The 24709-nt window shown below is 59.2% G+C and carries 21 protein-coding genes and 1 pseudogene; 10 read left to right on the top strand and 12 right to left on the bottom strand.

Translation table 11 applies throughout. The features are described from left to right. Positions 1–75: 75 nt before the first annotated feature. Together AC0NIH_RS21105 and AC0NIH_RS21100 are read right to left on the bottom strand one after the other, a co-directional pair. The gene (locus tag AC0NIH_RS21105; protein WP_224685780.1) at positions 76–312 is read right to left on the bottom strand and encodes a tautomerase family protein; all 237 of its coding nucleotides are present in this window, start codon (positions 310–312) and stop codon (positions 76–78) included. 24 nt (positions 313–336) lie between these two features. Further along, complete coding sequence (locus AC0NIH_RS21100) at positions 337–1047, bottom strand: SDR family NAD(P)-dependent oxidoreductase (protein WP_473468042.1); 711 nt, start codon at positions 1045–1047, stop codon at positions 337–339. Positions 1048–1416: 369 nt separating this feature from the next. On the opposite strand from AC0NIH_RS21100, the gene AC0NIH_RS21095 reads away from it, so the two are divergent. Next, positions 1417–2043, top strand: coding sequence for a sensor histidine kinase (locus tag AC0NIH_RS21095; RefSeq protein ID WP_473468043.1), 627 nt, complete (start codon positions 1417–1419; stop codon positions 2041–2043). Positions 2044–2177: 134 nt separating this feature from the next. Here the strand turns inward: AC0NIH_RS21095 and AC0NIH_RS21090 are convergent, their stop codons facing one another. After that, complete coding sequence (locus AC0NIH_RS21090) at positions 2178–2693, bottom strand: Dps family protein (RefSeq protein ID WP_473468045.1); 516 nt, start codon at positions 2691–2693, stop codon at positions 2178–2180. A 204-nt stretch (positions 2694–2897) separates the two neighbouring features. Here AC0NIH_RS21090 and AC0NIH_RS21085 point away from each other — a divergent pair, with 204 nt between their 5' ends. From AC0NIH_RS21085 to AC0NIH_RS21070, 4 genes are all read left to right on the top strand, one after another. Then, positions 2898–3191: a hypothetical protein gene (locus AC0NIH_RS21085; RefSeq protein ID WP_473468047.1), complete on the top strand. Its 294-nt coding sequence runs from the start codon at positions 2898–2900 to the stop codon at positions 3189–3191. Positions 3192–3206: 15 nt separating this feature from the next. Then, positions 3207–5030: an ABC transporter ATP-binding protein/permease gene (locus AC0NIH_RS21080; protein ID WP_473468049.1), complete on the top strand. Its 1824-nt coding sequence runs from the start codon at positions 3207–3209 to the stop codon at positions 5028–5030. Between the two features lie 288 nt (positions 5031–5318). Continuing rightward, the gene (locus AC0NIH_RS21075; RefSeq protein WP_473468052.1) at positions 5319–6158 is read left to right on the top strand and encodes an enoyl-CoA hydratase/isomerase family protein; all 840 of its coding nucleotides are present in this window, start codon (positions 5319–5321) and stop codon (positions 6156–6158) included. A 48-nt stretch (positions 6159–6206) separates the two neighbouring features. Next, entirely contained in the window at positions 6207–6599 is a 393-nt protein-coding gene (locus tag AC0NIH_RS21070; RefSeq protein WP_013895523.1) for a GlcG/HbpS family heme-binding protein, read from the top strand. A 1186-nt stretch (positions 6600–7785) separates the two neighbouring features. On the opposite strand, the gene AC0NIH_RS21065 is transcribed toward AC0NIH_RS21070, so the two are convergent. The 4 genes from AC0NIH_RS21065 to AC0NIH_RS21050 form a co-directional block, all read right to left on the bottom strand. After that, complete coding sequence (locus AC0NIH_RS21065; RefSeq protein ID WP_473468055.1) at positions 7786–8859, bottom strand: SLAC1 family transporter; 1074 nt, start codon at positions 8857–8859, stop codon at positions 7786–7788. Between the two features lie 49 nt (positions 8860–8908). Further along, positions 8909–9652 carry a sensor histidine kinase gene (locus AC0NIH_RS21060; protein WP_473468058.1) on the bottom strand — a complete coding sequence of 248 codons (744 nt, stop codon included), beginning with the start codon at positions 9650–9652 and terminating at the stop codon, positions 8909–8911. A gap of 117 nt (positions 9653–9769) precedes the next feature. Next, the gene (locus tag AC0NIH_RS21055) at positions 9770–10351 is read right to left on the bottom strand and encodes a HupE/UreJ family protein (protein ID WP_473468060.1); all 582 of its coding nucleotides are present in this window, start codon (positions 10349–10351) and stop codon (positions 9770–9772) included. 84 nt (positions 10352–10435) lie between these two features. Next, entirely contained in the window at positions 10436–11416 is a 981-nt protein-coding gene (locus AC0NIH_RS21050; protein ID WP_473468061.1) for a DUF4331 family protein, read from the bottom strand. A 289-nt stretch (positions 11417–11705) separates the two neighbouring features. On the opposite strand from AC0NIH_RS21050, the gene AC0NIH_RS21045 reads away from it, so the two are divergent. Next, on the top strand, positions 11706–13469 hold the full coding sequence (locus tag AC0NIH_RS21045; protein WP_473468062.1) for an MOSC domain-containing protein: 1764 nt from the start codon (positions 11706–11708) through the stop codon (positions 13467–13469). A gap of 28 nt (positions 13470–13497) precedes the next feature. Here the strand turns inward: AC0NIH_RS21045 and AC0NIH_RS21040 are convergent, their stop codons facing one another. From AC0NIH_RS21040 to AC0NIH_RS21030, 3 genes and pseudogenes are all read right to left on the bottom strand, one after another. After that, a complete protein-coding gene (locus tag AC0NIH_RS21040; RefSeq protein WP_473468111.1) occupies positions 13498–14550 on the bottom strand; it encodes an alpha/beta fold hydrolase in 1053 nt (350 codons plus the stop codon). 141 nt (positions 14551–14691) lie between these two features. After that, positions 14692–15984, bottom strand: coding sequence for an epoxide hydrolase family protein (locus AC0NIH_RS21035; RefSeq protein ID WP_473468065.1), 1293 nt, complete (start codon positions 15982–15984; stop codon positions 14692–14694). Between the two features lie 342 nt (positions 15985–16326). Then, a pseudogene (locus AC0NIH_RS21030) lies at positions 16327–16984 on the bottom strand (VOC family protein). A 722-nt stretch (positions 16985–17706) separates the two neighbouring features. Between AC0NIH_RS21030 and AC0NIH_RS21025 the strand changes: the two are divergent. From AC0NIH_RS21025 to AC0NIH_RS21010, 4 genes are all read left to right on the top strand, one after another. Continuing rightward, positions 17707–18006: a hypothetical protein gene (locus AC0NIH_RS21025; protein ID WP_473468068.1), complete on the top strand. Its 300-nt coding sequence runs from the start codon at positions 17707–17709 to the stop codon at positions 18004–18006. Between the two features lie 246 nt (positions 18007–18252). Further along, complete coding sequence (locus AC0NIH_RS21020) at positions 18253–19326, top strand: MBL fold metallo-hydrolase (protein WP_473468071.1); 1074 nt, start codon at positions 18253–18255, stop codon at positions 19324–19326. A 347-nt stretch (positions 19327–19673) separates the two neighbouring features. Next, a complete protein-coding gene (locus tag AC0NIH_RS21015; RefSeq protein ID WP_473468073.1) occupies positions 19674–20726 on the top strand; it encodes an HlyD family secretion protein in 1053 nt (350 codons plus the stop codon). Next, a complete protein-coding gene (locus AC0NIH_RS21010) occupies positions 20723–22312 on the top strand; it encodes an MFS transporter (RefSeq protein WP_473468074.1) in 1590 nt (529 codons plus the stop codon). The genes AC0NIH_RS21015 and AC0NIH_RS21010 overlap by 4 nt, the downstream gene beginning before the upstream one ends. A gap of 70 nt (positions 22313–22382) precedes the next feature. Here the strand turns inward: AC0NIH_RS21010 and AC0NIH_RS21005 are convergent, their stop codons facing one another. Beyond that, the gene (locus AC0NIH_RS21005; RefSeq protein WP_473468076.1) at positions 22383–23186 is read right to left on the bottom strand and encodes an MIP/aquaporin family protein; all 804 of its coding nucleotides are present in this window, start codon (positions 23184–23186) and stop codon (positions 22383–22385) included. A 95-nt stretch (positions 23187–23281) separates the two neighbouring features. Beyond that, complete coding sequence (gene fumC / locus AC0NIH_RS21000; RefSeq protein ID WP_473468079.1) at positions 23282–24679, bottom strand: class II fumarate hydratase; 1398 nt, start codon at positions 24677–24679, stop codon at positions 23282–23284. Positions 24680–24709 lie beyond the last annotated feature (30 nt).

Here is a 24709-nt window from a genome sequence, read left to right as displayed (position 1 = left end):
ATGGCTGCCGACGTCGGAGACGAAACCGCCTCGGCCGAAGCCCCCAGTATGCTTTTCGCGAAACGCGATGAGGGCTCAAACGCCCTTCGCGGCCAGCAACTTGCGGTATTCGGCGACGGGCATCCCGCCCCAACCCCAATTCTCCATCTCCACTTCCTCAAACACGACCCAGGTCCAGTCCAGCGGCTTGCCGAGGACGTCGAGCAGCACCTCGCTCATGCCCTTGTAGATGGCTGCTTTCTGCTCCGCAGTTACATGGTTCACACCGGGCTCGGTGCCCTCGCGCGTGAGCTGGACGGTAACAATAGGCATGAAGAGCCTCCCTTGACTGATGGCTCAGTGGCCAGCGCTCTGGCCGCCGTCGACATGAAGTGTTTCCCCCGTCACGAAAGAAGCGTCCTCCAGGTAGAGGACCGCGCCGACGATGTCGGAAATCTCACCCAGGCGGCCTAGCGGATGCAAGGCCGCCAGCCTCTCGTAGGTCTCCGGGGCATGCATCGGCGTCCTGATGACGCCAGGAGACACGGCGTTCACCCGGATTCCGCTGCGGGCATATTCGATCGCGAGACTGCGGGTCGCTGCATCAACTCCGCCCTTGGTCAGCGAAGCAAGCACCGATGGCACCTTCGAACTGGCCTGCTTCACCAAGCTGGTTGTGACGTTGACGACATGGCCGCTACCCCGACGTTCCATTGCGGCTATCACGGCCTGGGTGACGAAGAAGAAACCGGTCAGGTTGGTGGCAACCGCGCGGGCGTAATCCTCTGCCGAATAATTCGTGAAACTGCTGGCAAGGAAGACTCCAGCGTTGTTTATCAGCGTGTCGACCCGCCCGAAACGCTGCAGTGCTTCCTCGACCACCCTTGGCCCTGTCGCGGGGTTGCCGATATCGCCCGCGATCGTGAGCAAGTCCGATCTGTCGGAAGGTTGGATAGATCGAGAGGTGGCGACAACGCGGCAATTCCGGCCGAGATACGCCTCAACCAGCGCTGCGCCAATGCCTTGCGACCCGCCGGTGATGACAACCACTTTCTGTTCAGTTTCCATGACAGACCTCAGCGAGACTGAACCCTGACGACTGGACTGCGCCGCGTCGTGTTCAAGACGAAATGTACGTGCAGTATGGTCAGGCGCCATCGTCCAATGGTGTCGCATATACTTTAGTATCGGCATTCATACGACGATCTACGCTACTTTGTAGTCGAGTGGCGCCTCCACAGTGCCGAGAATATTTGACGGGGACGAGCACTGCTCGCCAATACGCGGGGCGCCTTCCACGCGGCGTATCTCCTAAAGTCCTAAAGTATTGCCGACACCTTGGCTCAATAGAATGCTTCGGCGGGATCTGCTGTGATTTTTCCGGAACATCGCGAACGGCGTTTCCGAGGCGGGGCGGCGTTAGTGGAGGATCTGGTCATGCTAACAGGACGCGCGAATCCATCATCCGCATCGTGCCAGCCGCTGGCATCGCATCTTATAGAAGAGATCAGCCATCGGGTGATCAACGAATATGGCGAAGCGATCGCGATTCTGTCGCTGGCAGCCTCCGTGGGAGAGGCTGCGCCGGCGTTAAGGCGCGCAGCGGACCGTCTGCTGACGATGGCAGAGGCGCATCAATCGCTTCTCGTGCCCATCACTGAGGAATATATCGACCTCGGTGATCATGTTGGGAAGCTGTGTCACAGCCTTTCACGCACCTCCCTCGACGAGCGGAGCATTCAGCTGACCGTGGCAACGGACGAAATCCGGCTCGACGCCGCGCGCTGCTGGCGCGTCGGTCTGATTGTCTCCGAGTTGGTCCGGAACGCAGCACGCCACGGCCTGGGGGATAGCCATGGTTCAATCCGTGTCTCACTGAACAGGAGTGGCAACAGCGTCTGGTGTGTTGTCTGCGACGACGGATGCGCGGCCTATCATCGGCCAGAGGAAGGCGGGCGGCGGCTGATACGCGCGCTGACGGCGGAAATTGGCGGCTCTGCGCAGTGGAAATTCACCCCGCGTGGATCGGTTTCGTGTGTGTGTTTCCCTCTGATCACGTCCTAGCTTCTGCACACGAAACTGCCAGCATCGCGGTCTGCGTTCCATCGGAATGTCGGCGGAAGTCGAGCCAATTTCACGCGCCAGAGCCGATACGGATCGATACGGAACGGAGTGCGCCATCCTTGCCCACTTTTCGCTCAGGCGCGGCAAATCTCGTAGAGAAACCAGCTGCGCCGTTCGCTTTCGTCGATCCATCCTTCGATCAGGCTTGCGGTGGCAACGTCCGAATAGCTGTCGCACAGCTCATGCACGCGACGCAGCTCCGCCACCAACTGCTTGTTGTCGCCATGAAGCTCCGCGAGCATGTCTTGGGGATGAACGTAATCGGCGTTGTTGTCGAGGATGCGCTGGCGTCCCGCGATATCGGAGATCGAACGGATCGTGGTTCCGCCGATCTTACGCGCACGCTCGGCGATCGCGTCCGTCATCGCGAAGATTTGGTCGCCATGTTCATCGAGCAATAGGTGATAGTCCCGGAAATTCGGACCGCTGATGTGCCAGTGGAAATTCTTGGTCTTAAGATACAAGGCGAACACGTCAGCAAGCAGACCGGCGAGGCCGGCAGCGATGTCGCGGGTTGCCTCGGAACCAAGATCTGTCGGAGTGCGAAGGAAGCGATCCGAACCGGCTGTCTTGCTCAACTGTTGCGTCATTTTCTCACTTCCCTCTATAGGCCGCGCACCGGCGTCGTTTCGATAGACGACATAGGAAATGCCGTGTTCTGATCCAATCAGACGAAGGTGTGGGGGATCGCAGCGACGCTATGCATCTACTCTGGGCTTCACGTGTGAATTGACGCGAGGAGGATTTGGCGCGTTCACCGTCAAACCGTATCCCCGAAAAGCTACCGCATTGAAATGGTGACGCTGAAGCTGCTTGCCGACACCAAGGTGCTATGGACGGTGTCAGTCAGTACCGGCATCGTGTACGCGTCGTTAAACCGATGTCCAAGTGACGAAGACCTGTCGCCGATAACGCTTGGGGCAAGCATCAGGCGCCGCAGTATCGTCTCGCTCGATGAAGCCCACGTCATCATGATGAAAACTGCGGTTGCGCGGCGTCCCCGGTTTCTCTGTGGCGAGTGTATTCGCGGGCTGTTGGAGCGCCGGATGCCTTCAAGCCCCTTCATCTGGTTTGACCAACGCTGTTGACGCAAGGACAGGGCCATGGCTGACGAACTGGATACAAACGCGGCCGCCGTTCAGCCCGTTGCCGTGGAATCCAGCAGTCTGCGCGACCAGGTGACGACAATCAGAGCGGCGCTGGTCGGCTCGCCGGTCCGCAAATGGCTGCTGTGGACTTCGGTTGTCGTCATGGCCGTCATCGTCGCGACATCGATAGGCCAGGTGCTGCTCAACAGCTGGAACCAACCTTTCTACGATGCGCTGGCGCGCCGCGACATGGCGGCCTTCCTGCACCAGCTCATGGTGTTTGCGATGATCGCCGGCGGGCTGCTGGTGCTCAACATCGGCCAGACCTGGCTCGACCAGATGTTCCGGCTGAAGCTGCGCCAAGCGCTGACGCTCGACCTGATCGACCAGTGGATGCGCCCGGCGCGCGCCTTCCGGTTGGCCAACGCCGGGGCTATCGGCGTCAATCCCGATCAGCGCATGCAACAGGACGCCGCACATCTGTCCGACCTGTCGACCGACCTTGGCGTCGGGCTCTTACAATCGCTCATCCTTTTGGTGTCGTTCGTCGGCGTGCTTTGGCAATTGTCGTCCGGCTTCGTCTTCCACGTCAACGGCTGGTCGCTGGCGATACCGGGCTACATGGTGTGGGCCGCGTTCATCTATGCCGGCATCGCCTCGTGGCTGAGCTGGCTGGTCGGGCGCCCGCTGATCAAGCTCAACAGCGATCGCTACACCCGCGAAGCCGAGCTGCGCTCGTCGATGGTGCGCGTCAACGAGAATGTCGATGCCATGGCGCTCTACCATGGCGAAGCCGATGCCAAGCGGCGGCTCGAAATCGACCTTGGCACGGTGCTGGTCGCGATGCGCCGCATCTATACCGCGCAGATCAACCTGTCCTGGGTGACCGATACCTATGGCTGGATCACCGTCGTGGCGCCGATCCTGGTTGCCTCTCCGGTTTTTTTCGCTGGTGACATCAGTTTCGGCGGGCTGATGATGGCGGTCGGCGCCTTCAATCAGGTGCACTCGTCCTTGCGCTGGTTCGTCAACAACATCGGCAGCATCGCCGACTGGCGCGCCACGCTGATGCGCGTCGCCGACTTTCACATCGCGCTCGATGAAACGGATGTGCTGCACGACCAGGAAAGGCGCATCGAATTCGGCGACAACGCCAATGGCAGCCTGACGTTCGAGAAGCTCCAAGTCGCCTCGCCAGAAGGCTGCATCAGGCTCACCGACAAGCACGTCGAAATCCGGCCCGGCGAGCGCGTCATGATCACCGGCGAGCCGAGCGCCGGCAAAACATTGTTCTTCCGCGCCATTGCCGGCCTGTGGCCCTGGGGCGGGGGAAAGATCGGCCTGCCGGGTGGAGAAACCCTCATCTTCGTGCCGCGTGTGCCTTATTTGCCGGCCGGCACGTTGCGCGAGGTGCTCAACCACGCGAATGGGCATGCGCCCGCAAGCGATACCGATATCGCGGCGGTGCTTGCCGAGGTTGGTCTTGAACGGCTGGCGTCCTCACTCGAATGGGTCAGGCGATGGGATCATGAATTGGCCGATGACGAACAGCGCTTGCTGGGTGTGGCGAGGCTCGCCTTGCGACAGCCGAAATGGGTGATCATCGACGAGGCGATGGACGCGTTTGAAGGGCCCGTGCTTCGGCGCGTGCTGTCGATGCTGGAAAAGCACCTGAAGGGTGCCACGATCATCAACATCGGGCGCGGCCAGCATCACAACCGGTTCTTTCCGCGTGGCCTGACAATCGTCAAGGATGCCGGTGCCAAGCCGTTGAAACCTGCTCGCGTCAGGGCCGGCGCCATTGATCCGCCGCCGCCTGCCGTCGGCCGCGAGCATTAGACCGATTTCACAATCGCGCCGGCCGGCGCCATCGCCTCTTCGGTCGGCCACCGCTAGATTCTTTTACGCGATGACCAAGCGTTCGCTTGAAGCAGCGCTTATCCCGCAGAGGATCTGCAGACCAGAAGTTTGCAGCGCGATTGGGGCGTGCCGTTTGATCACCGAGGGAAAGGCCCTGCCCCGGCAGACCGACACCATGGTCTCGGCGACACGTTCGTCTAATCGCGGGCCAGCAGCCAATGCCTCATCTTCTAGGCACAGAGTAGGTAAACATCCAAGGAGCTTCCAGTGGACACCAAGGTAACTACCTCGCAGATTCGCCTGACACGCCGGACGCCCAGCTATTGGCGTGTCACGTTCGAGAATGCCCCGCTCAACGTGATGGGTCCACAGATGGTGCAAGAATTCACACATCTGATTGACGCCATTGAGGCTGACGAACACGTTCGGGTGGTGGTGTTCGACAGTAGCGTCGATGGATACTTCCTCAACCATTCAGACTTCAAGGCACGGATCGAGGATATGCTCGCGCTGCCGCCAGGGCCGACGGGCCTGCCGCCCTGGCCGGATTTTCTTGTGCGCCTGACGCGCGCGCCGGTGGCCTCGATCGCTCTCATCCGAGGTCGCGCTACCGGTAATGGCAGCGAAATCACCCTCGCCTGCGACATGGCTTTCGCTAGCAAGGAAAAGGCCATCATTTCACAGTGGGAGGTCGGCGTGGGTATGGTCGCCGGCGGGGGACCGATGGCCCGCCTGCCTCACCTGATCGGTCGCAATCGCGCCATGGAGGTTCTGCTGACCTCCCAGGACATCCGTGGAGAACAGGCCGAGGCATATGGCTACGTGAACAAAGCCCTGCCCGACGCAGATCTCGATGCGTACGTTGACGCGCTCGCCATTCGGATTTCCAGGTTCGACAAATGGGCGATCGGGCAAACCAAGCGCTTGGTCAACACCAGTCTCACGCCAGATGTCGAGCTAGGCGCCGGCTGGGAAGCCTGCATAGCCTCGCTGGGCCGACCCGCCGCTCAGGAAGGAATAAAAGCGCTGACCGCAAAGGGCTTCCAGGCCCCGGGAGACGTCGAGAATCGGCTGGCTTTCCACTTGGGCGAGTTGCCGGCGCGGTAGACCGCTGTCGATGGTAACGGCGCTCCCTCTTAAATAAGGATATCCCCCATGGATCTGCTCACCAAAGCGAAGTCGGTTGCCCAACGTGTGGAGGCAGAGGCGACAAAGGCCGATGTCCCTGTCGCAGTCTGCATCATAGACGTTCACGGCAATCTTGTGCTCCAACATCGGATGAACGGCGCGCCTGTCTTCGCGCTCGAGATCTCCGAGCGCAAGGCGTATACCTCGGCCCTCGTGCGCCTGCGCACCGCGGACATCCTGCCATTAGTACAGCCGGGGCAATCGCTGTATGCGTTGCCTACGGTCGGCGGCGGGCGCTTTTGCCCCATGGGTGGAGGTATCCCTCTGGTCGACGAGGACGGTAAAATTTATGCAGGTGTCGGCGTCAGCGGCGGCACTGCAGAAGAGGATGTCGCCATCGCCGAGGCTGCTGTCGGTTAGCCACTCTTCGGGCTGGTTCGTCAGAGCCTGGGGGAAATGTGCCCGGATCACGATCCAGTCCGACGTAGTTTTTTTTGCGAAAGACAGCTGTCCCGAACTTTCCTTAAGGTGACATACCCCCTCCTGTGCATGAACGCGTTCGCCGTGGTTTGATGGCCAGCATCACCATCGACAAGGGCCACGAGGCATATGGTCCGTTCGAGGTGCTTCCTGGCGTCTCGGCCGACGTTTCCGAACGCAAGTGGTGCTCGTCCGCCGCAACGCGTGCGGAAAATCGACGCTGCCAATTACCCCGGGCATCAAAAACATGACCTGCGGGACGGTCGGCATGGGCGGACGGGTCGCTAACGACGTGCCGCGCAAGGTAGCGCGACATCTCCACTGTGTTCCAGAACTATGCACTTTATCCGTATATGTCGGTGGCTGAGAACATGGCGTTCTCACTGAGGCTGGTCGCTCCCACCGGGTGGCGATGGATCTGTCGATCGTGCGCGACCATGTTTTCCTGTCCGATGAATCGCTCTCCGAGCTCGAGGCAAAATCTGCGCGTGGCTATGGGCGCCTAAATCAAGAGCTTGCACCGCAGGCTCGCCACCCTCGTTCACGTGACCCACAACCAGGTCGAAGCCATAAACATGATCGATCAGATTGTGGTTGTGAGCGGGCAGTATCAGCTCGGCCGGCGGCTTGACCTTATGATTACGCCGAGGATGTCGTTACCGAATTCATCGGTTCGCCGAAGATGAACCTACTGAAGGCCACTTAGAAAGCACCGATGGGCGGCCCGTTTTGTCGACCGATGGCGGCATCGTGCTGCCGCTGCCCGGCAACGTTCCAGCCTTCCGGCACGGACTCCGTCCACGGTGTCGGCCGGAATATTTCGCCATCTCCGGAACGGTCCAGCATCCCGGCCCAAATCGTAGTCGTCGAGCCGCTTGGTCCCGAAACGAAGCTAACGCGTGACCGTGGCGTGCAGACCGTGCTGACGATGGTCCACGAGCCGATCAACGGGCAACCTGACGAACATCTGCTTGCAGTTGCAGGCCATCACGTCCGCCTTCTCGACCCCACAGACGACGCCTGAACGAAGACTCTGTCAAGAAATTGGGCCCTGTCCGGCGGACCTAAGTACGCATCCTGAAGGGTAGCCTCACCGCATCGACGTTCGTTGCGTGCATGCAGCTGACTACTTCCCCTCTTTCCCCTCTGGGGGAGCGGGTAATAATGAGCCGGTCACGGCCAGAATGATTGTTCTAGCCGCCAGCCACATGATGAGCAGGTTTGCGGCCGCAAAAATTGGGAGAGCCAAGACGCCAGCCAGGCCCGCGTCGCCGCTGATGGCCAGCTTCTCAACCGTTGTCGCCAACGCCGTGGCGCCGAAGCTGACGCTCCAGAGACCGGCGGAAAAACGGCCAACGATGCGTGGAAGCACGCCGCCAAGGACAACTGCCTGCAGGATGGCGTAACCTATGAGACAGTGAACAAAAACGTCTCCGGAGGTGCCCGATGCGTTGACATAGGCTAGCGAGCAGACCGCCGGCGGCGCGAGCTGGACCCCAAGCGTCGGCCGGATCTGATCTCTAAGCGGCTCGCCAAAATAGAGCCGGTAGAATAAGACGGAATCGATCGTAAGCCATGAGAAGAGCCCAGCGCCTAAAGCCAATTGGGCCCACTCAGATCGCCCAAGTGCCGATAGCCCGATGCTAAGGACAAACGACGCAGCGGCGACAGGCAGGTACAACGCCGGCGTAGCGTCCGATAGAGCGATTGCCGCTTTCCAGATCATTTGCGAGTGCCAGAACCCGAATCCAACCGCGAACAGCCCACCGATGCCCAGGAGGATGGTGGCCGCTGTCGCGCTGAACGGCAGTACGCTCACCGCGGTTAGCATAATCCCGACACCCGCCAGGCCAGGAAAGCAATTCTGAACGGGATCCGCGAGTTCAGCGCGCACGGCCAATGGTGCTAGCCACAATTTCAAAGCGTATAGGAACAAAAGAGCGGCCCACACGCACATGGCCAATATCACCATCGCTAGAGCAATTCCTTTGGGAGCCGCCCACAGTTGACACGCAACCTGCCACATGACGGCAAAAGAGCTTGTCCCGAGGCCGATGGCGAAGAATGAGGCCGGAAACCGGGCTATTAGAGATCGCTCCGTCGGCAGATGGAGCACGGGCTGACGCTCCAATGCCGCCATTGCTCCGGCAGGCAGTCCACTCACTTGGACCACGCCGTCAGATTCGAGCAACTCTTTCATAATTGCACCTCACGGATCTGCACGGAATCGCAGGGCATTCCAACCAAGTCTAGCGGCCCGAGCCCATCGAGCCGCTACGTATCGCGGGCAATTTCAGCGTCACGACTGTGCCTGACCCCAGGGTGCTTTCAACATCGATGCTCCCTCCCGATTCTTCAACGAAACGTTTCACCATCGGCAATCCAACGCCGCCCAGGCCGTCGCCTTTTGTCGTGAAGAAGAGATCGAATGCCCGGACCATCGTCTCGCTTGTCATTCCAATTCCATGGTCTTCAACGCAAAGATCCACGTGGCTGGAATTTGCAGATACAGAGGCACGAACTGAGATCAAACCGCCGTCAGGCATGGCATCGCGCGCATTAAACAGAAGGTTGAGGACCGCATTTTGCAAGCCAACCCGATCGCACGTTACCAAAGGAAGGTTGGAGCCGACGCAAATCTCGAGATGAATGTTCTCATTCCAGGCGCTTCGAACCAGGGAATGGACGTCCGCCAAGCAAATGGCCACGTTTGCGTGCGCAATCACGCCTTCGATTTCTTTAGCTGTCCTGATGGTTTGCCTGACAAGGCAACCAGCTCTTTCCAGCGCGCTTTTGGCACCGGCAATTACGGTCACTGCTCCCGGAGCCGTTGCGATGTTCGGGTCTCGACACAGGTGGTTCAACGCCGACGAGGCGACCTGGATGAGATTTCCCAGATCATGAACGATGCCGGCGGTCGACATCTGCAGGGCCAGACGATCCTGGGGAAAATTCGTCCGGGCGGCAGATACATCTATCTCTGTACCCGACATTCCATTCCTCCGTTTGCTCGGTCGACAGTACTCGCGTTACAAGTGCACACGCCGTCTCGACCGTCCTGGTTGAGCCGGTCTAACTGGATGCCAGAAGCACTCTTCTCTGGGCCGGGTTCAAATAACTCCCGCGCACAGTCCGGCCCCGACGGCCACGCAGATCACGCCGGCAATGCGGTTGATCGGACCCGGGGCCACGCGTTGCAGAGTGAACCCCAAGCCGATGCCGATCGCATGCAGGACGGCCGTTGCGAGCAAAAAACCCGCGACGTATTCCAGCCCATTCACGCTATGGGCGACCTCCGCTCCGTGAGCATGTCCATGCAGCAGCGCAAAAACACCAATGATCGAGGCGCCGACCCATACCGGCGGATTGACCACCAACGCCACCATAAGTCCCAGCATGACGACTGAAGCCAGAATGCCGGCCTCGACGAAGGGGACGGCAATCTGCGCCAGGCCAAGCAAGCCGCCGACCAACATGATTGCGACGAAGGTAGATGGCCACACCCAGAGAGCGCGTCCTCCTTTGACGGTTGCCCATAAGCCGACTGCCGTCATAGCGGCGATATGATCGAGCCCGCTTATCGGGTGTGCGACGCCGGCTGCGAAGGAGGCGCCCAAACCGATGCCCGGATGCGCCGAGGCGGACGTCACGAAGGCTAAGGTTAGAACTATCCAAGTCGAGATCACGCGCATTGTAGTCTCCTTCGGTTCAACAGATGGAAAGTCGTTACGCGTCTCCTTGCAGAAAGGGCACGCAGAGATCACAGGGCACTGCTGTTAATCGTGAGCACTGTGAGGGGGACCCAAATAAGGGAACTCAGCTAGCAGATCGCTATGCGGCCCAACCCCGTCTTGCGGCATCTTGCCGTTGGTAAGGATGGCCATAAAAGCATCCGCGGCATCATCCGTAAGGGTCCTGCCATTTTCGGGAAAGGACGCAGGCCGTCTGGGGTCATAGGGCATGATGTCTGGGAGCAATGTTCTTGCCACCCGCTCGGCTTCGTCCGGCACATATCCACCCGTGTGCTCTAGCGCGTGCGCGAATGTTGCGACAAACCGGGCATCATCTGCAGGTTCGCCTGCAAGGTAAGCGCCTTGCTCCTCACCGGGCAGAAATACGGCCTGCTGAGGGCGCGCGCCCCGTTCAACCTGCACCCAGCCCTCATCCTTCTTGTCAAGCGTGCGTGCCCACAGGCCAACCGGTTTGGTTCCCAGCGTGGAGTTGGGCACTTCCAGAACAATGCTGCAGACGTCTTTGTCGGCAAAGAAATCAGCACCAGTAAAATGCAGATCGTTCACGGCACCCAAGGTGTCAAAGAAAAATGCTTCGCTTCGCCAGCCCGCGAAAAAACGATAGCCACCGGCCTCGGTCACCTGCGCATCCCTGCCTGTCGACACCGGAGCATCCTGAAAGAGAAGCTCTCCACCGTCGCCTATACCAGCGGCCAATGGGCCATCAACGCGGCGTACCGTGGCGATCTGCATCGGTCCTTGTAAGGAGGAGACGCGGACACGAAACGCAATGTCGGCGACTGCATCACCATTGGTGTCAATCTTGATCTCATAGAGGCCGTCAGGCGAGAACGGTTCGTTGGTCGTAGGCTCCGGATCGATTACCGTAGAGGACGGATGCACATTCATGATCAGGATCGACTTCTCCGGGTCTCCCGGCTTCGCAAAGGCATAGAGATCCGTGAGGTCCAGGCGTGCGTCCGCACGGGGGAACCCGAAATTGGGACCTGAATAGTGATGTGACATCGTGATATCCTCCTCGGCGGAAATTGAGCGACCCGGTCGAGATCCGAAACGACAGTCTTTTTTGTCGTCCAAATTCAGCTGCTGGCACCGACTACAATCAACGGCTTCAACCAATAGAGTACTGACAGCGGTCAAGGACCAGATATATTGAACGAAGGTATTCCCGATACTTTGGTGTCGATCGCTTCGGTGGCCCGGCGTGCTAGTCTCCATTGGTGGGCGCTGACGCTGAGCATGAGGGCTCGCCGAGCGCGACTGGCTGGTGGTGGCTGGCAGAAAGGACGCAGTGATGGCTCGCTTGTTGTCGGTCAATGTGGGTTTGCCGCGTGGCATTCCTTGGAACGGAAGGACCGTCGACACTTCAGTCTGGAAAACATCAGTCGAGGGCCCACGCCAGGTGCGACGGCTCAACGTCGATGGCGACAGGCAGGGAGACATGGCAGGGCACGGCGGCGAACAGCGGGCCGTTTTGGTCTACCAATCCGAATCCTATGAGTATTGGCAACGCGAGCTGGGCCGCAACAATTTTTCCTACGGACAGTTTGGCGAGAACTTCACAGTCGATGGCCTGCCGGATCATGATGTGTGCATCGGCGATCGCTACCGGATTGGGAGCGCCTTGTTCGAAGTGACCCAACCGCGCGTCACTTGTTACCGGATCGGTATTCGCATGAATGAGCCGCGTATGGCCGCGCTGCTGGTTGCGCGAGGCAGGCCCGGCTTCTATCTGCGCGTCCTGGAGGAAGGCCAGGTCGAGGCTGGAGACGAAATCGTCCAAGTCGGGAACGGCCCTGAGCAAATGACCGTGTCGGAGGTCAATGCCCTGCTATATTTGCCCAGTCATCCTCGCAGCCAGATTGAGCGAGCATTGCGCATCCCCGCGCTCAGCGAAGGCTGGCAGGGATCCTTCCGGGCGTTGCTCTCACAAAACAACGACCGTGATGCCACGACAGCCAATGCGGGGCTTGATCCGATGTCTGAACCACCTCCTGCGTGGACAGGATTTCGCCCGCTGCGTGTGGTGCACAAGATCCGCGAGAGCATCAGTGTGATGTCGCTGGTCCTGGAGTCCGTCGATGGGTCCCGCCTCACAGCAGCGCTTCCTGGACAGTTTGTCGTGCTGCGCCTGCAAGTGACGCCCGACGCCCCGGCCGTTATGCGCAGTTATTCTTTGTCGAGTGAACCTGGTGAGCCCTACTACCGAATAAGCGTAAAACGGGAAGTCCAAGGTGTGGCGAGTGCCTACATTGATGACCGGGTCGAAATGGGAGACGTGCTGGACGTCAGCGCACCACGCGGCAGCTTCACTCTGCGCCCAGGCGATGGTCCAATCGTGCTTCTAAGTGCCGGGGTGGGTGCGACGCCCGTGATTGCGATGCTCCATGCGTTGGCCGCAACGGGTTCGACAAGGGAAGTCTGGTGGCTCCACGGAGCTCGATGTGGCAACGAACATGTTTTCGCTCAAGAGGTTCGAGACTTGCTGAAAGACCTGCCGCACAGTCACAGCCATGTAAGCTACAGCGCGCCCGATCGCGAGGACAGGCAAGGTGTCGATTTTGATGCCGCGGGACACCTGAATATCGAGGTGCTTCGAAAACTCGACGTTCCGCGCCATGGGAATTTCTATCTCTGCGGGCCATCTGCGTTTATGGGCGACCTGAGCGCAGCGCTTGCAGCCTGGGGTGTCGCCGCAGACGCAATCCATACGGAGCCGTTCGGCCCAGGTCCTTCGAGTACACCGGGTATTGCTACATCCCCGAGCCGGCGGCCCCATCCACCTGCGGAATCGGCCGGCACGGGACCTCTGGTTTCGTTCGCACGGAGTGGCTTGAGCGTCCATTGGGGGGCAGGATTCCAGAGTCTGCTTGAACTTGCTGAAGCCTGCGACGTCCCCACGCGATGGTCGTGCCGCACGGGCGTTTGTCACATTTGCCAGACTGGCCTTGTGGCTGGAACGGTTGCCTTTCGGCCTGATCCAATCGAGCCGCCGACAAGCGGCACCACCTTGATCTGCTGTTCCCAGCCCAGTGGCGACGTCGTCCTTGATCTCTAAAGGTAGCCAGACAGGACTTGTCGGACAGTCATGTCCCCGCACCGAGCTCGATTACTGCCTCGGCGAAGGCCCGCGGCGCTTCCTGCGGCAGATTGTGCCCTATGCCGCCCGTGATCAGGCGGTGAGAGTACCTTCCTGAGAACATCTTCGCGTAGGCGCTGGCTTCCGGGTGAGGCGCACCATTAGCGTCGCCCTCCAGCGTGATTGTAGGCACGGTGATGACGGGCGCCTGCGCAAGCCGCTTCTCCAGGTTCTCATATTGAGGTTCGCCCTCCGCGAGGCCGAGACGCCAACGGTAGTTATGTATCACAATCGCCACATGATCGGGATTGTCGAAGGCGAGCGCGCTACGGTCGAAGGTCGCATCGTCGAAATCCCATCGCGGCGAGGCGAGACGCCAGATCAGCTTTGCGAATTCGCGAGTAAATTTCCCATAGCCAGCCTGCCCGCGGTCGGTCGCAAAATAGTACTGATACCACCATTGCAATTCCGCGCTCGGTGGCAGCGGCTGCCTGCCTGCCTGCTGACTGCCGATCAGATAGCCGCTCACCGAGACCATGGCCTTGCAGCGTTCTGGCCATAGCGCTGCCACTATATTGGCCGTTCGGGCGCCCCAGTCACAGCCGGCAATAATTGCCCGTTCAATTCCGAGGGCATCCATCAGCTCAACGACGTCCAGGGCAACTGCCGACTGCTGACCGTTGCGCATCGTATTGTCCGAAAGGAACCGTGTTGTGCCGTATCCGCGCAGATATGGAACGATCACGCGATAGCCTTTGGAGACCAACAAAGGCGCGACACCGGCATAGGTCTGGATGTCGTATGGCCAGCCATGGAGCAGGACCACCGGCGCGGCGGTTCGCGATCCCATATCCGCGTATCCGATGTTAAGCATTCCGGCGTCGATCTGCCTCAAAGAACCCAGCAACTCTTGTGTCGCTTTGGTCGCGAGACCCTTGCTTGCGTGATCGACAGAGGATCTCGCCGCCGCGGGCCTCTCTGTCCCGAGCTCGAACGCAGTCATAGCCGCAACGGCCGTGCCGAGTAGGCGACGGCGATTGTGGTCGATTTGTTGGGGCACGCCATTCATGTTTCAAGCCTCCTCAGGGAAATGATCCGTGTCTTCTTGCCCCACCTGCAACTCAAACGCGCGGCCGGGTGGAGGGGCGACCCGGCCGCGCTACTGGGCGAAGGCGATGGGGGGAGGATCGCCTCTTTCGCCTCAGATTGATCGGCGTAGCGATCTGAACGCCTCTCTTAGCTCGGCACAGAAAACGTAAGGCTGCTCCCACGCCGCGAAATGCCCGCCTCTATCCACTTCATTCCAGTAAATGAGGTTGCGGAAGCTTCTCTCGCCCCAACTCCGCGGTGCGCGGTAGATCTCGGCCGGATACACGGTGACCGCCACAGGGACCTTCGGGATGTCAAACGCGTCGAACGGGCCACCGCCTGCTTGCGCGCCTTCCCAATACGATCGCGACGATGAGGCTCCCGAGTTGGTAAACCAGTAGAAAGAGATGGCATCCAGCATCTCGTTGTAGGTGAAGATCCGTTCTGGCTCTCCATCGCTATCCGTCCACTCGGAGAATTTCTCGTAGAAGTAAGCTGCCATCGCGACCGGAGAGTCGCAGAGGGCATAGCCGACGGTTTGCGGGCTCTGATTCATCATCGCCGCGTAGCCAAAACCGTCGCGATAGAAGTGCAGCAGCCGATCGTAGGCACTCTTCTCCCGGTCGGATAATTCCGCTGGCGCCGGGTCGAAATTGCGGAGATGCCGAACAATCTCAAGAGGTACAGTCCCTGGCATATTAATATGAATGCCGAGAAGACCTTTCGGAGCCTGAACGGCCAACAACTGCGAGACAATCGCGCCCCAGTCGCCTCCCTCCGAGACGTACCCGGTGTATTCCAGCCTGAGCATCAACTCATGAAACGCGGCAGCCATCCGCGCCGGAGCCCAACCGGTCGCGGTCGGCTTACCCGAGAAGCCGTAACCCGGCATAGTTGGAAGCACGAGATGGAATGCATCTTCTGCCCGCCCCCCGTGCACAGTCGGATTGGTCAGCGGACCAATGACCTTCAAAAACTCCACAATCGAGCCGGGCCAACCATGGGTCATAAGCAAGGGCATTGCCCCTTCGTGCGGTGAGCGAACGTGCGCGAACTGAAGATCCAATCCGTCAACGCAGGTGATGAATTGCGGCAACTTGTTCAGTTTGGCCTCCACCTTGCGCCAATCGTACCGGCTGCCCCAGTAGTCAACGAGCGTTTGAAGCTTTGCCAGTTGGACGCCTTGCGATCGATCATTGACGGTCTCCCTCTCCGGCCATCGTACCGCTTTGATGCGCCTGCGGAGATCTGCAAGCGCCCAAGTCGGGACATGGATACTGAACGGGCGGATGGATTCTTCTCCGGCCGCAGCCCGCAACGCTTTTGGCACCAGATTGACAGCTCCAACTGCGGTAGCTCCAACAATGACATCGCGCCGAGTTGGTGATAGCGATATCGCTGACATTATTTCTTCCTCGGTCGTGTTTTATGCGGACAGCAATTGGAAGATCTATATCCGAGGCGCGCAAGTCTATCGCACCATAGTATCGGCAATACCTTCTGGTCAGTCAGACAAAATCGTCTGCAGCCGTGACGATTTCATTCCCGGACGTTACGCACCGTGTATTATTCAGGAAAATACAACCGCTATGCGTCGATACCATCTTCCGATGACCGTGATACCGACCGGCGAGGAGCAGCAACTCCATTGCCGGAACACTACAAACTTCAATGATCGACCCCGCGCATCCTCAGACGCGTTCGTGGGCATCGTCCCTGTCGCCCGCGTGCGCGGCTACACCACCGCTCAGGTCGGCAGCGGTTTACCGGCCTGTTCCGCTACCATGTACTCAGCGTACCAATCGGGCCAGTTCTCATCCGCTTTGTCCCCCGGTCCGCTTCTCATGCTCACCATGGGCTCCCGCCGCGCGTCGGAGCGCGGCTGCAAGTTCGGCCGGCGCGGTAAACCTGGTATCGGCATCGATGCGTCCGGGGAGTCTCGTGGTGATTTCCTGTAACAGCCACGCATTGCCGTCGGGATCATTGAACGAAGTGAAAGAGTTGTAGGTTCGCCGCTCCGGATCCCTGCCTTTGATCGCCGGCTGTCCAGGCCCTGTACGGTATGACACTTCGCTCGCGTCGACCCCGCGAGCCACGAGTTCAGCGTGCGCCGCTTCGATATCGGAGACAACGAGATAGAGCCCCTGTACCGATCCGGGCAAGGCCGACGTGAGGCCGATACCGAAGTGGATCGAGCTTGGCGAGCCGGGGGGCGTGAACTGGACGACCCGAAATGTGTCACCAACGGCAAAGTCGGCGTCGAGCCTCCAACCCAAGTTACCGTAGAATCGCTTGGCCCGGTCGACATCCGAAACAGGAATGACAACGACCTCGAGCTTCATATCGACTGCCGGCGATCCCTGGCGCTTTTTCGCGGCCTCGGTGCGCACTACATCATTGCTCATATCGAGCTCCCTCGGTTCGGCGGCGATACCCGCCCAAACGCGAACACGAGAGCAGAGCAGCGCAACGGCATCAATTGCCCGATGGTATCGGTGTGCGGCCTTCCACTGCACACGATGACTGGAGCGAGCAGCGACCTCACCATGGCGCGCGCCCGCTCGCGCAGAGTCATCTTCGATCCATATCTTGAGCGTTCCGGGAGGGGCGCCGACGATCCCCACGGTCGCCAATGCCGAAAGGAACTCGCGCTCTGCAGGCAACAATGATCTCCTTGGCATGACTCCAGCCTCATCCGATGGAGAACAAATCTAAGATCTACCGCTGGGCGGGGCGACCCGCGTAGATGAAACGATGTCCCGCTCGCACCGAAATTGTGGGTCGCTTAAAGTGCGAGGTCCATGACGCTTTGGTATCGGTCCCCAGGCGGCGTGGCATTGGCATTGCGCCAAGGAAGTTCCTGCACATGGCGGGAAGCAATTGGAGAGCTGAGGAAGAATGGCCAACGTACTGAATCCTTCCGCGGAATCCGGCTAACGCACATCGGATCAGCATCTCCCGACCGATCGATGCCAAAGTATCGGCAATACCATTGAACAATAGATTCACGACGATCTACAGATACATAAAAATTCATCCGGTTAAGTTCTGACCGGGGGAGGTTAATAGAAATCGTCACCAGCGTCGTCGATCCGGCGACTGCCTCATTGAGGAGAAGGAACACGTCATGAACGTTACCGCTAAATGTCTCGTCACAGTATTTGCACTCTCAATAATCGGGGGAAGCGCATTTGCCGGCGCACTTGATGTCATCGACCCGATCAACCAGCAGTCGTCTACCTACACCAGTTCCATCAAGGGTCCGACCCATACCGATCCGGTTATGAGGAGCAGGTTCAGGGCAGCGTTGGAAACCCTGCCGATGGGTAAGCGCAAGGCGATGATGAGAGAATGCCAGGACCCGGGGATGACCAAACCGTACGGGGAATTCTGTGCTGATCTGAATGCTCTTGGTCACGGCCATTGAAAGCCGTTCCGACCAGACAGCGGTGTGCTTGCTGCCCGCCACTGTTGTTCGAGGTACCAGGTGAATCGGCCTATCGCATCGGTTCGAGCGGATTGCCGGGTCGGTGAGTTTCGCTTTCTCACAATCGTGAGAAGCTCGCAGGGGAATTTTGAAATCAAAGTATCCGCAATATCCGAGACCAGCAAAACCTTTGGTTTACCGACAAGTCGTCCCCGACGAACAATATTTAAAAATAGGAGATTTGTTATGCTTCTCTACCGTTCCGCTCTTTCGAGGGCAGCGGCAAATGCCGGTTGCCTTATGCTCACTGTTGGATTCGGCTTGGCGCCAATCGGCGGTGCCTGCGCCGACACCTTGCCAGGACAGCCTGGCGTCCCTTACCAGGGCATGCCGTCGTTGGCGCCGATAGGTTCGCGCGTCGATCACTACCTTCCGATTCCCAAGGAAGACGTAACCCCGGCCATCGACCCGAAGAAGGGATACCGGAGCCAAAAGCTGGGTCGTGGCCTCTACATGGTCACCGACAACGGGTACCAGTCGATGTTCCTGGTGTATGAAACGGGTGTGGTTGTGATCGACGCCCCTCCGGGGTACTCGGCTCACATACGCCAGGCGATCACCGAGGTGACGGATCAGCCTATCACACATGTCATCTACAGCCACGCGCACGTGGATCATATTGGCGGCGCGAACGATCTCGGCGGCCATCCAATTATCATCGCCCAGGAAGAAACCCTTAGGCTGCTCGAACGGGCGAAAGATACCAGGCGCCCTCTACCGACCGTCACCTTCAAGGACCACTATACTTTGAAGGTTGGAAGTCAGGTTCTTGAGCTGAGCTATCCCGGCAGCAGTCCCCATGAGCCGGGCAACATCTTCATCTATGCTCCAGAACAGAAGGTGTTGATGGTGGTGGATGTGATCTTTCCCGGCTGGATGCCCTGGCGTCGCTTCGCACTTGCCAAGGACATCCCCGGCTACTTCGAGCAGGTGGGCTATATCGACACCTTGCCGTTCGAAACCCTTGTCGGGGGTCATGTCAATCGCGTGGGCACGCATTCCGATGTCCGTACCCAGCTCGAATTCATGAATGACCTGAAGGCCGCGGCCGCTGCTGCGCTGAAGTCAACACCCCCCGGCGAAGAAATGGAAGCAGAAGACAGGGGCAACCTCTGGGCCGTCTACGACAACTATATCGATCGCGTCGTCGTGAAATGCGTCAATGAGGTCACGCCCAAGTGGCAGTCCCGACTGGCCGGGTATGACGTGTTCATCTGGGACCAGTGCTACGCCATGGAGCAGAGCCTTCGTATCGACTGAAGGCTTGCAAATTCGAGGGTTCAGGCCGGGTCGTCGTTATGGGCGGTCCCGCCGGAAGGTGGTGCGGTCCAAGGGATTTACCGGAGCAGCAGCCGACATGGCGACTGGTCGGTGATCCCGGGCACCACCAAGCAATCTTGCAAGTCGACTAGCCACATGTTGGAGATTGGATCGTTGAGATGCTCCGAGCTGAAGGCTTTGTACCCGCGCAACCGCCGTTGAGGAGTGATGACCAATCGCAACCAGCGGCATCTCGCGCATTCGGTCCTGTGGCCTCGCCTGCATCAACGCGGGCGCCGATAGGTCGGGCCCGGAAGGTCGCTATCCTGGTGGTCGCGGCTGTAACGATGTCGCTGTCGGCAGCCTGGGCCTGGCAATGGTATTTTCACGGCCGTTTCGAGGAAACCACCGACAACGCTTATCTGCGCGGCGATATAACGAGCATCGCGCCCAAGCTCTCCGGCTATGTGGTGGAAGTCCCGGTTGGAGACAACGCCGGCGTTCGCAAGGGGAATTTGCTGTTTCGCATCGACGACAGTGACTACCGCGCGAAAGTTGACCAAGCCCTTGCCACTCTGTCCACGCGACAGGCCGATATCGCAAACATTGAAGCAACGCAGAAACTGCAAGATGCATTGATCGGACAAGCGGCGGCACAGGAGCGGTCGGTCTCAGCGGATCTGCTGTTCGCGAGAGCCAATCTTGACCGCTACACCGCGCTCCAAAAGAGCGGAACGGCCAGCGAACAAAAACTCCAGGATGCGCAGACCGGGTTTGCAAAGGCCGAGGCTGCGGATAAAGCCGCGGCGGCCAATACTCTAGCGCAGAAGCTCAGGCTTGGCGTGCTCCAGGCGCAACTTGCCGGCGCCCAAGCAGCGATGGCTCAGGCGAAAGCGTCTGTCAGCCTGGCCCGGATGGATCTTGCCAACACTCTCATCCAGTCGCCAATCGACGGTGTCGTCGGCAACCGGCAAGTTCGCGTCGGGCGGTATGTCACTCCCGGCACCCCGGCGATGGACATCGTTCCGGTACAAGATGTTTGGGTCGTCGCCAATTTCAAGGAGATCCAACTAGATCGAATGGAAATCGGACAGCCAGTTCGGGTGACGATTGACGAGTACCCTGGTGTTCAGATTGATGGTGTCGTCGACAGCTTCGCCCCGGGTAGCGGAGCTGCCTTCAGCGTGCTGCCACCGGACAATGCGACCGGTAACTTCATCCGCGTCGTTCAGCGCGTTCCAGTCAAGATAAGACTTACACACAATCCGTTGCCTGGTCGGCTGGTTCCTGGACTTTCAGCTCGCATTGCTGTCCGGGTGGGCCGAGCAACCGATCCCGCAACCACCTCGTCGAACCCGGCCGGCGACGTTGCCGGAAAGCGGCCCGGTGCGGCACAATGAGCCGTCAGGTCGAACCGCGACAGGCGAAGCCCGGAGCGCTGGGCGACGCGTTGGTCTTGATCGGAGTTGTACTGACCGCCGTCATGGATTCGATCGCCAGCACGGCGCTCTCTATCGGGCGCCTGGATATGCTGGGCGACATACATGCCACGAGCGACGAATTCGCGACTTTCGACATCGCCTTTCTCGCGGCCAAGCTGACCGGTTTTTTGGTCGCGCCGCTGTTTGTTGCGGCGCTGAAGCCTACGCCCTGTTTGCGCGCCGGCGCGGTCGCGCTTCTGTTGGCGTCCGCTGCAATGATCTCTTCCGCCGATATTGCCTGGATTGACTTCTGCCGCATCGTTCAGGGTTTTGCAGGCGCGACTGTGCTCGTGGCAGGCCAGACGCTGCTGTTCTTGCGCTTCCCGAGCCGTCAGCAACCGATAGTGCAAGCTGTTTTGGCCCTTGGCTCGGTCATGGCCCCGACAACCGTGACGCCAGCGCTGCAAGGTTGGCTTGTCGACCACTTGTCATGGGACTGGATATTCCTGAGCAACGTGCCGGTGGGTATCGTCGCCCTGGTCATGCTTGCGGCGGACCGCAGGCAAACGTTCCGCGACAAGATCCGCCTCCCCTATCCCCAGGTCGCGCTAGCTGGACTCGCCGCCGCATCCTTGACGTATGTGTCGCAGCAAGGCAGCAGGTTCAATTGGTTCGACGACGGGCACATCACCCTTTTCACCCTTAGCGGCCTGCTGGCGGTCATCCTCCTGCTGCTGTGGGAATTTGAATTTACATCGGACCGTTCGATCCTCCCCACGTCGCCTTTGGGTGATCCCGACTTTCGCTTCGCACTTGTCGTCAGTCTGGTAGCCGGATTCGCCTTGTCCGGCAGCGCCTTCCTCATCCCGGCCTTTGCCCTAAACGTTCTCGCTTTCACGGCTACAGATGCTGGAACACTTCTCTTGCCGAGTGGAGTAATCTTGGGTTGCACACTGCTGGTTGCCGGAGTCGGCGTTCAGAAATGCGGAATAAATCCGCTTGCTTTGGCCCCTGTCGGCGTCGTGTTTTTCGCCTCGTCAATGTGGTTCCTGTCGGGTTCGACAAGCGACAGCGGGACTGTGGATCTGGAGTTTCCACTGCTCCTGCGCGGCTTTGGGCTGGGTCTCTTGTTCATCAGCCTGACGCTGTTTGCCTTAATGCGGCTTCCTGCCAAGGCCCTGCCGTTCGGCATCGGTCTTTTCGCTCTTGGCAAACAGGTTGGTGGTCTGACGGGCACCGCTCTGCTGCAAACTTATCTTGATCGACAACTTGCCTATAACAGGACAATCCTGGCGTCCCATCTGGCCATTGGCGACGTCTCCCTCGAAGAGCGTCTGAAGGCCGTGGCGGGCCAACTTGCCGCCAGGGGCCTCGACAGTGTTGTCTCTGGTAGGGCCGCGCTATCGCTTCTGCGGCAGGCTCTCGATAGGCAGGCGATCGCCATTTCCTTCAATGAGGCCTTCTTCGCGCTTGTCCTGTTGTTCTTGATCGCGGCGCCTTGCCTGGTCATCGCCAGGAGGGTTCTTGGCCGTCGATCTTCGGCCCAAAGTTTATCGAGGATCTAGGCTGCTATTGCTGGGAAACGCCGGTGAGACATGTGTCCTCAACTGATGACGAAAAAATAGTCGACATGACTCAGGCCTCGTCCTGCGGCGTTCCCATAGCCGCCTGGGCTTCCTGGGCATTGGCTGGGCCTCGGAGAACCTTGGCAGCCAATACGGCAACAATCGTGCCGACGACCGGTCCCACGACGTAGACCCACCACGTGGACAGATCGCCTCGCGCCAGGTCGGGTCCGAAAGCACGGGCAGGGTTCATCGCCGCTCCTTCGTAGGGGCCACCCAGGGTTCCTAGCGACATCACGTACGCACCCACGGCGATAGGGGTAAACTGGCCATTGAGCTTTGGGCCGTTTGCCATCGAGATCACCATCAAAACCATTCCAAATGTCAGAATGGCCTCGAAGAACACCGCTTGGATGAGTTGTTCAGGTTGCGGAATCGTGGCCGCGAGATTGCCTTCGATGCCGAAGAATGAACGAGCAAGAAATGATCCCGCCGCCGCGGCAATGAGCTGCACAACGACGTAGGCCGCGCACATCGGCCAACCCATATCGCCGCGCAAGGCAAACGCTAATGTCATGGCGGGATTAAAGTGCGAACTAATGTCGCCGAGAAAATAGATCGCTGCGACCAGCCATAGTGCAGAAATCGCCGACAGAATGAAGGCAGTGACGATGGGCTCAACCTTTATCCCGCCGTGCAAAACCAGAATCGCTGCACCGGCTGACAGCACGAACGTCAATCCTGCAGTACCGATAAATTCTGACAATAGGCGCCGGAATCGATGTCCGGGACTTTTCCAGTCTGCGTTGAACCGAGGCTCGCCGATCTGCAGTGCGAGAGCGGCCTCGCCGAGGCCAACAGGATGGGTGCTCATGGATATCCTCCTGGAATAACTAACTGAAGGTGATGAACGCCTTGACCAGGCCGGCAGCGGCCGCCTGTAAGTTGTGTCGACGAGCGAACGCTCACCTATCCGGATGTCGCGACGTAGGGTCTCACCATCATTTCTGGTTCAACCACGCGGTCGAACACTGCTTCGGAAACGAGGCCGAGCTTCAGAGCAGCCGCCCTCAGTGTGAGATCGTTGTCCATCGCATAGTGCGCAATCTTTGAAGCTTTGTCATAGCCGACCACAGGCGAGAGTGCGGTAACGAGCATCAGCGAATCGCGGACATCCTGGGCAATCTTCTTCCTGTTGGGCTGCGTACCCTCGACCAGGAACCTACGGAAGTTCGTGCAGCTGTCGGTGACGATCGTGATCGAGTGGGTGATGTTGTGGATGATCAGTGGCTTATAGACGTTCATCTCGAGATATCCGCCGGCACCGCCGAACCCCACTGCAACATCATTGGCCATCACCTGCACGGCAGCCATGGTTAGCGCTTCGGCCTGGGTGGGATTCACTTTGCCGGGCATAATCGAGGAGCCCGGCTCGTTCTGCGGTATTACAAGTTCGGCAAAGCCTGTTCGGGGTCCGCACGACATGAGACGAATGTCGTTGCCTATCTTGTAAAGTGAAGTTGCCAGCGTGCGCATCGTGCCAGAAAACTGTACCAGGGCATCATGTGCGCCCTGGACAGCGAACTTGTTGGGCGCGGTTACAAACGGAAGCTGGGTTTGCCTAGCGATTTCGGACGCGGCGGCTTCTGCGAAACCTGGTGCGGAATTGATCCCGGTGCCAACCGCCGTCCCGCCGAGGGCGAGCCGATAGATGCCGCCCAGTGAACTCTCGAGCCGATCCAGGTTGTCGGTAAGCATTTCGGCATATCCAGACCATTCCTGGCCCAAAGTCAGCGGCGTTGCATCCTGCATATGGGTGCGGCCGATCTTGACGATGTCTTTCCACTCCTCGGACTTGGAGCGGATAGCTTCCGCAAGCTGCTTGACAGCCGGGATCAGGCGCCGTTTGGCGTTGGTCGAGGTCGCGATGTTCATCGCGGACGGAAATGAATCGTTCGACGATTGCGCCATATTGACATGGTCGTTTGGATGAACTGGTGTCTTACTGCCGAGGACGGTCCCGGCCAGCTGGCAGCACCGGTTAGAAATCACCTCATTAACGTTCATGTTGAACTGAGTGCCGCTGCCCGTCATCCACACGTGGAGCGGAAACATGTCCTGATGCTGCCCCGCCAAGATCTCGTCACATGCCTGGACAATCAGTCGATGGACTTGAGGATCGAGCCGTCCGCCTGCATGATTGGCGTTGGCAGCGGCTTTCTTCAGCACCGCATAAGCTGTTATCATTTCGCGCGGAATCAGATCTCGCCCGATGGAAAAATGATGGAGAGACCTCTGCGTCTGGGCACCCCAAAGCTTGTCGGCTGGGACGTCTACCTCACCCAGACTGTCGGTCTCCTTGCGCATGCGAGTCACGGTCCGTCCTCTTCATAACCC

Source organism: Mesorhizobium sp. WSM1386, assembly GCF_055901595.1.
This window is presented reverse-complemented; position numbering and strand designations above follow the sequence as displayed.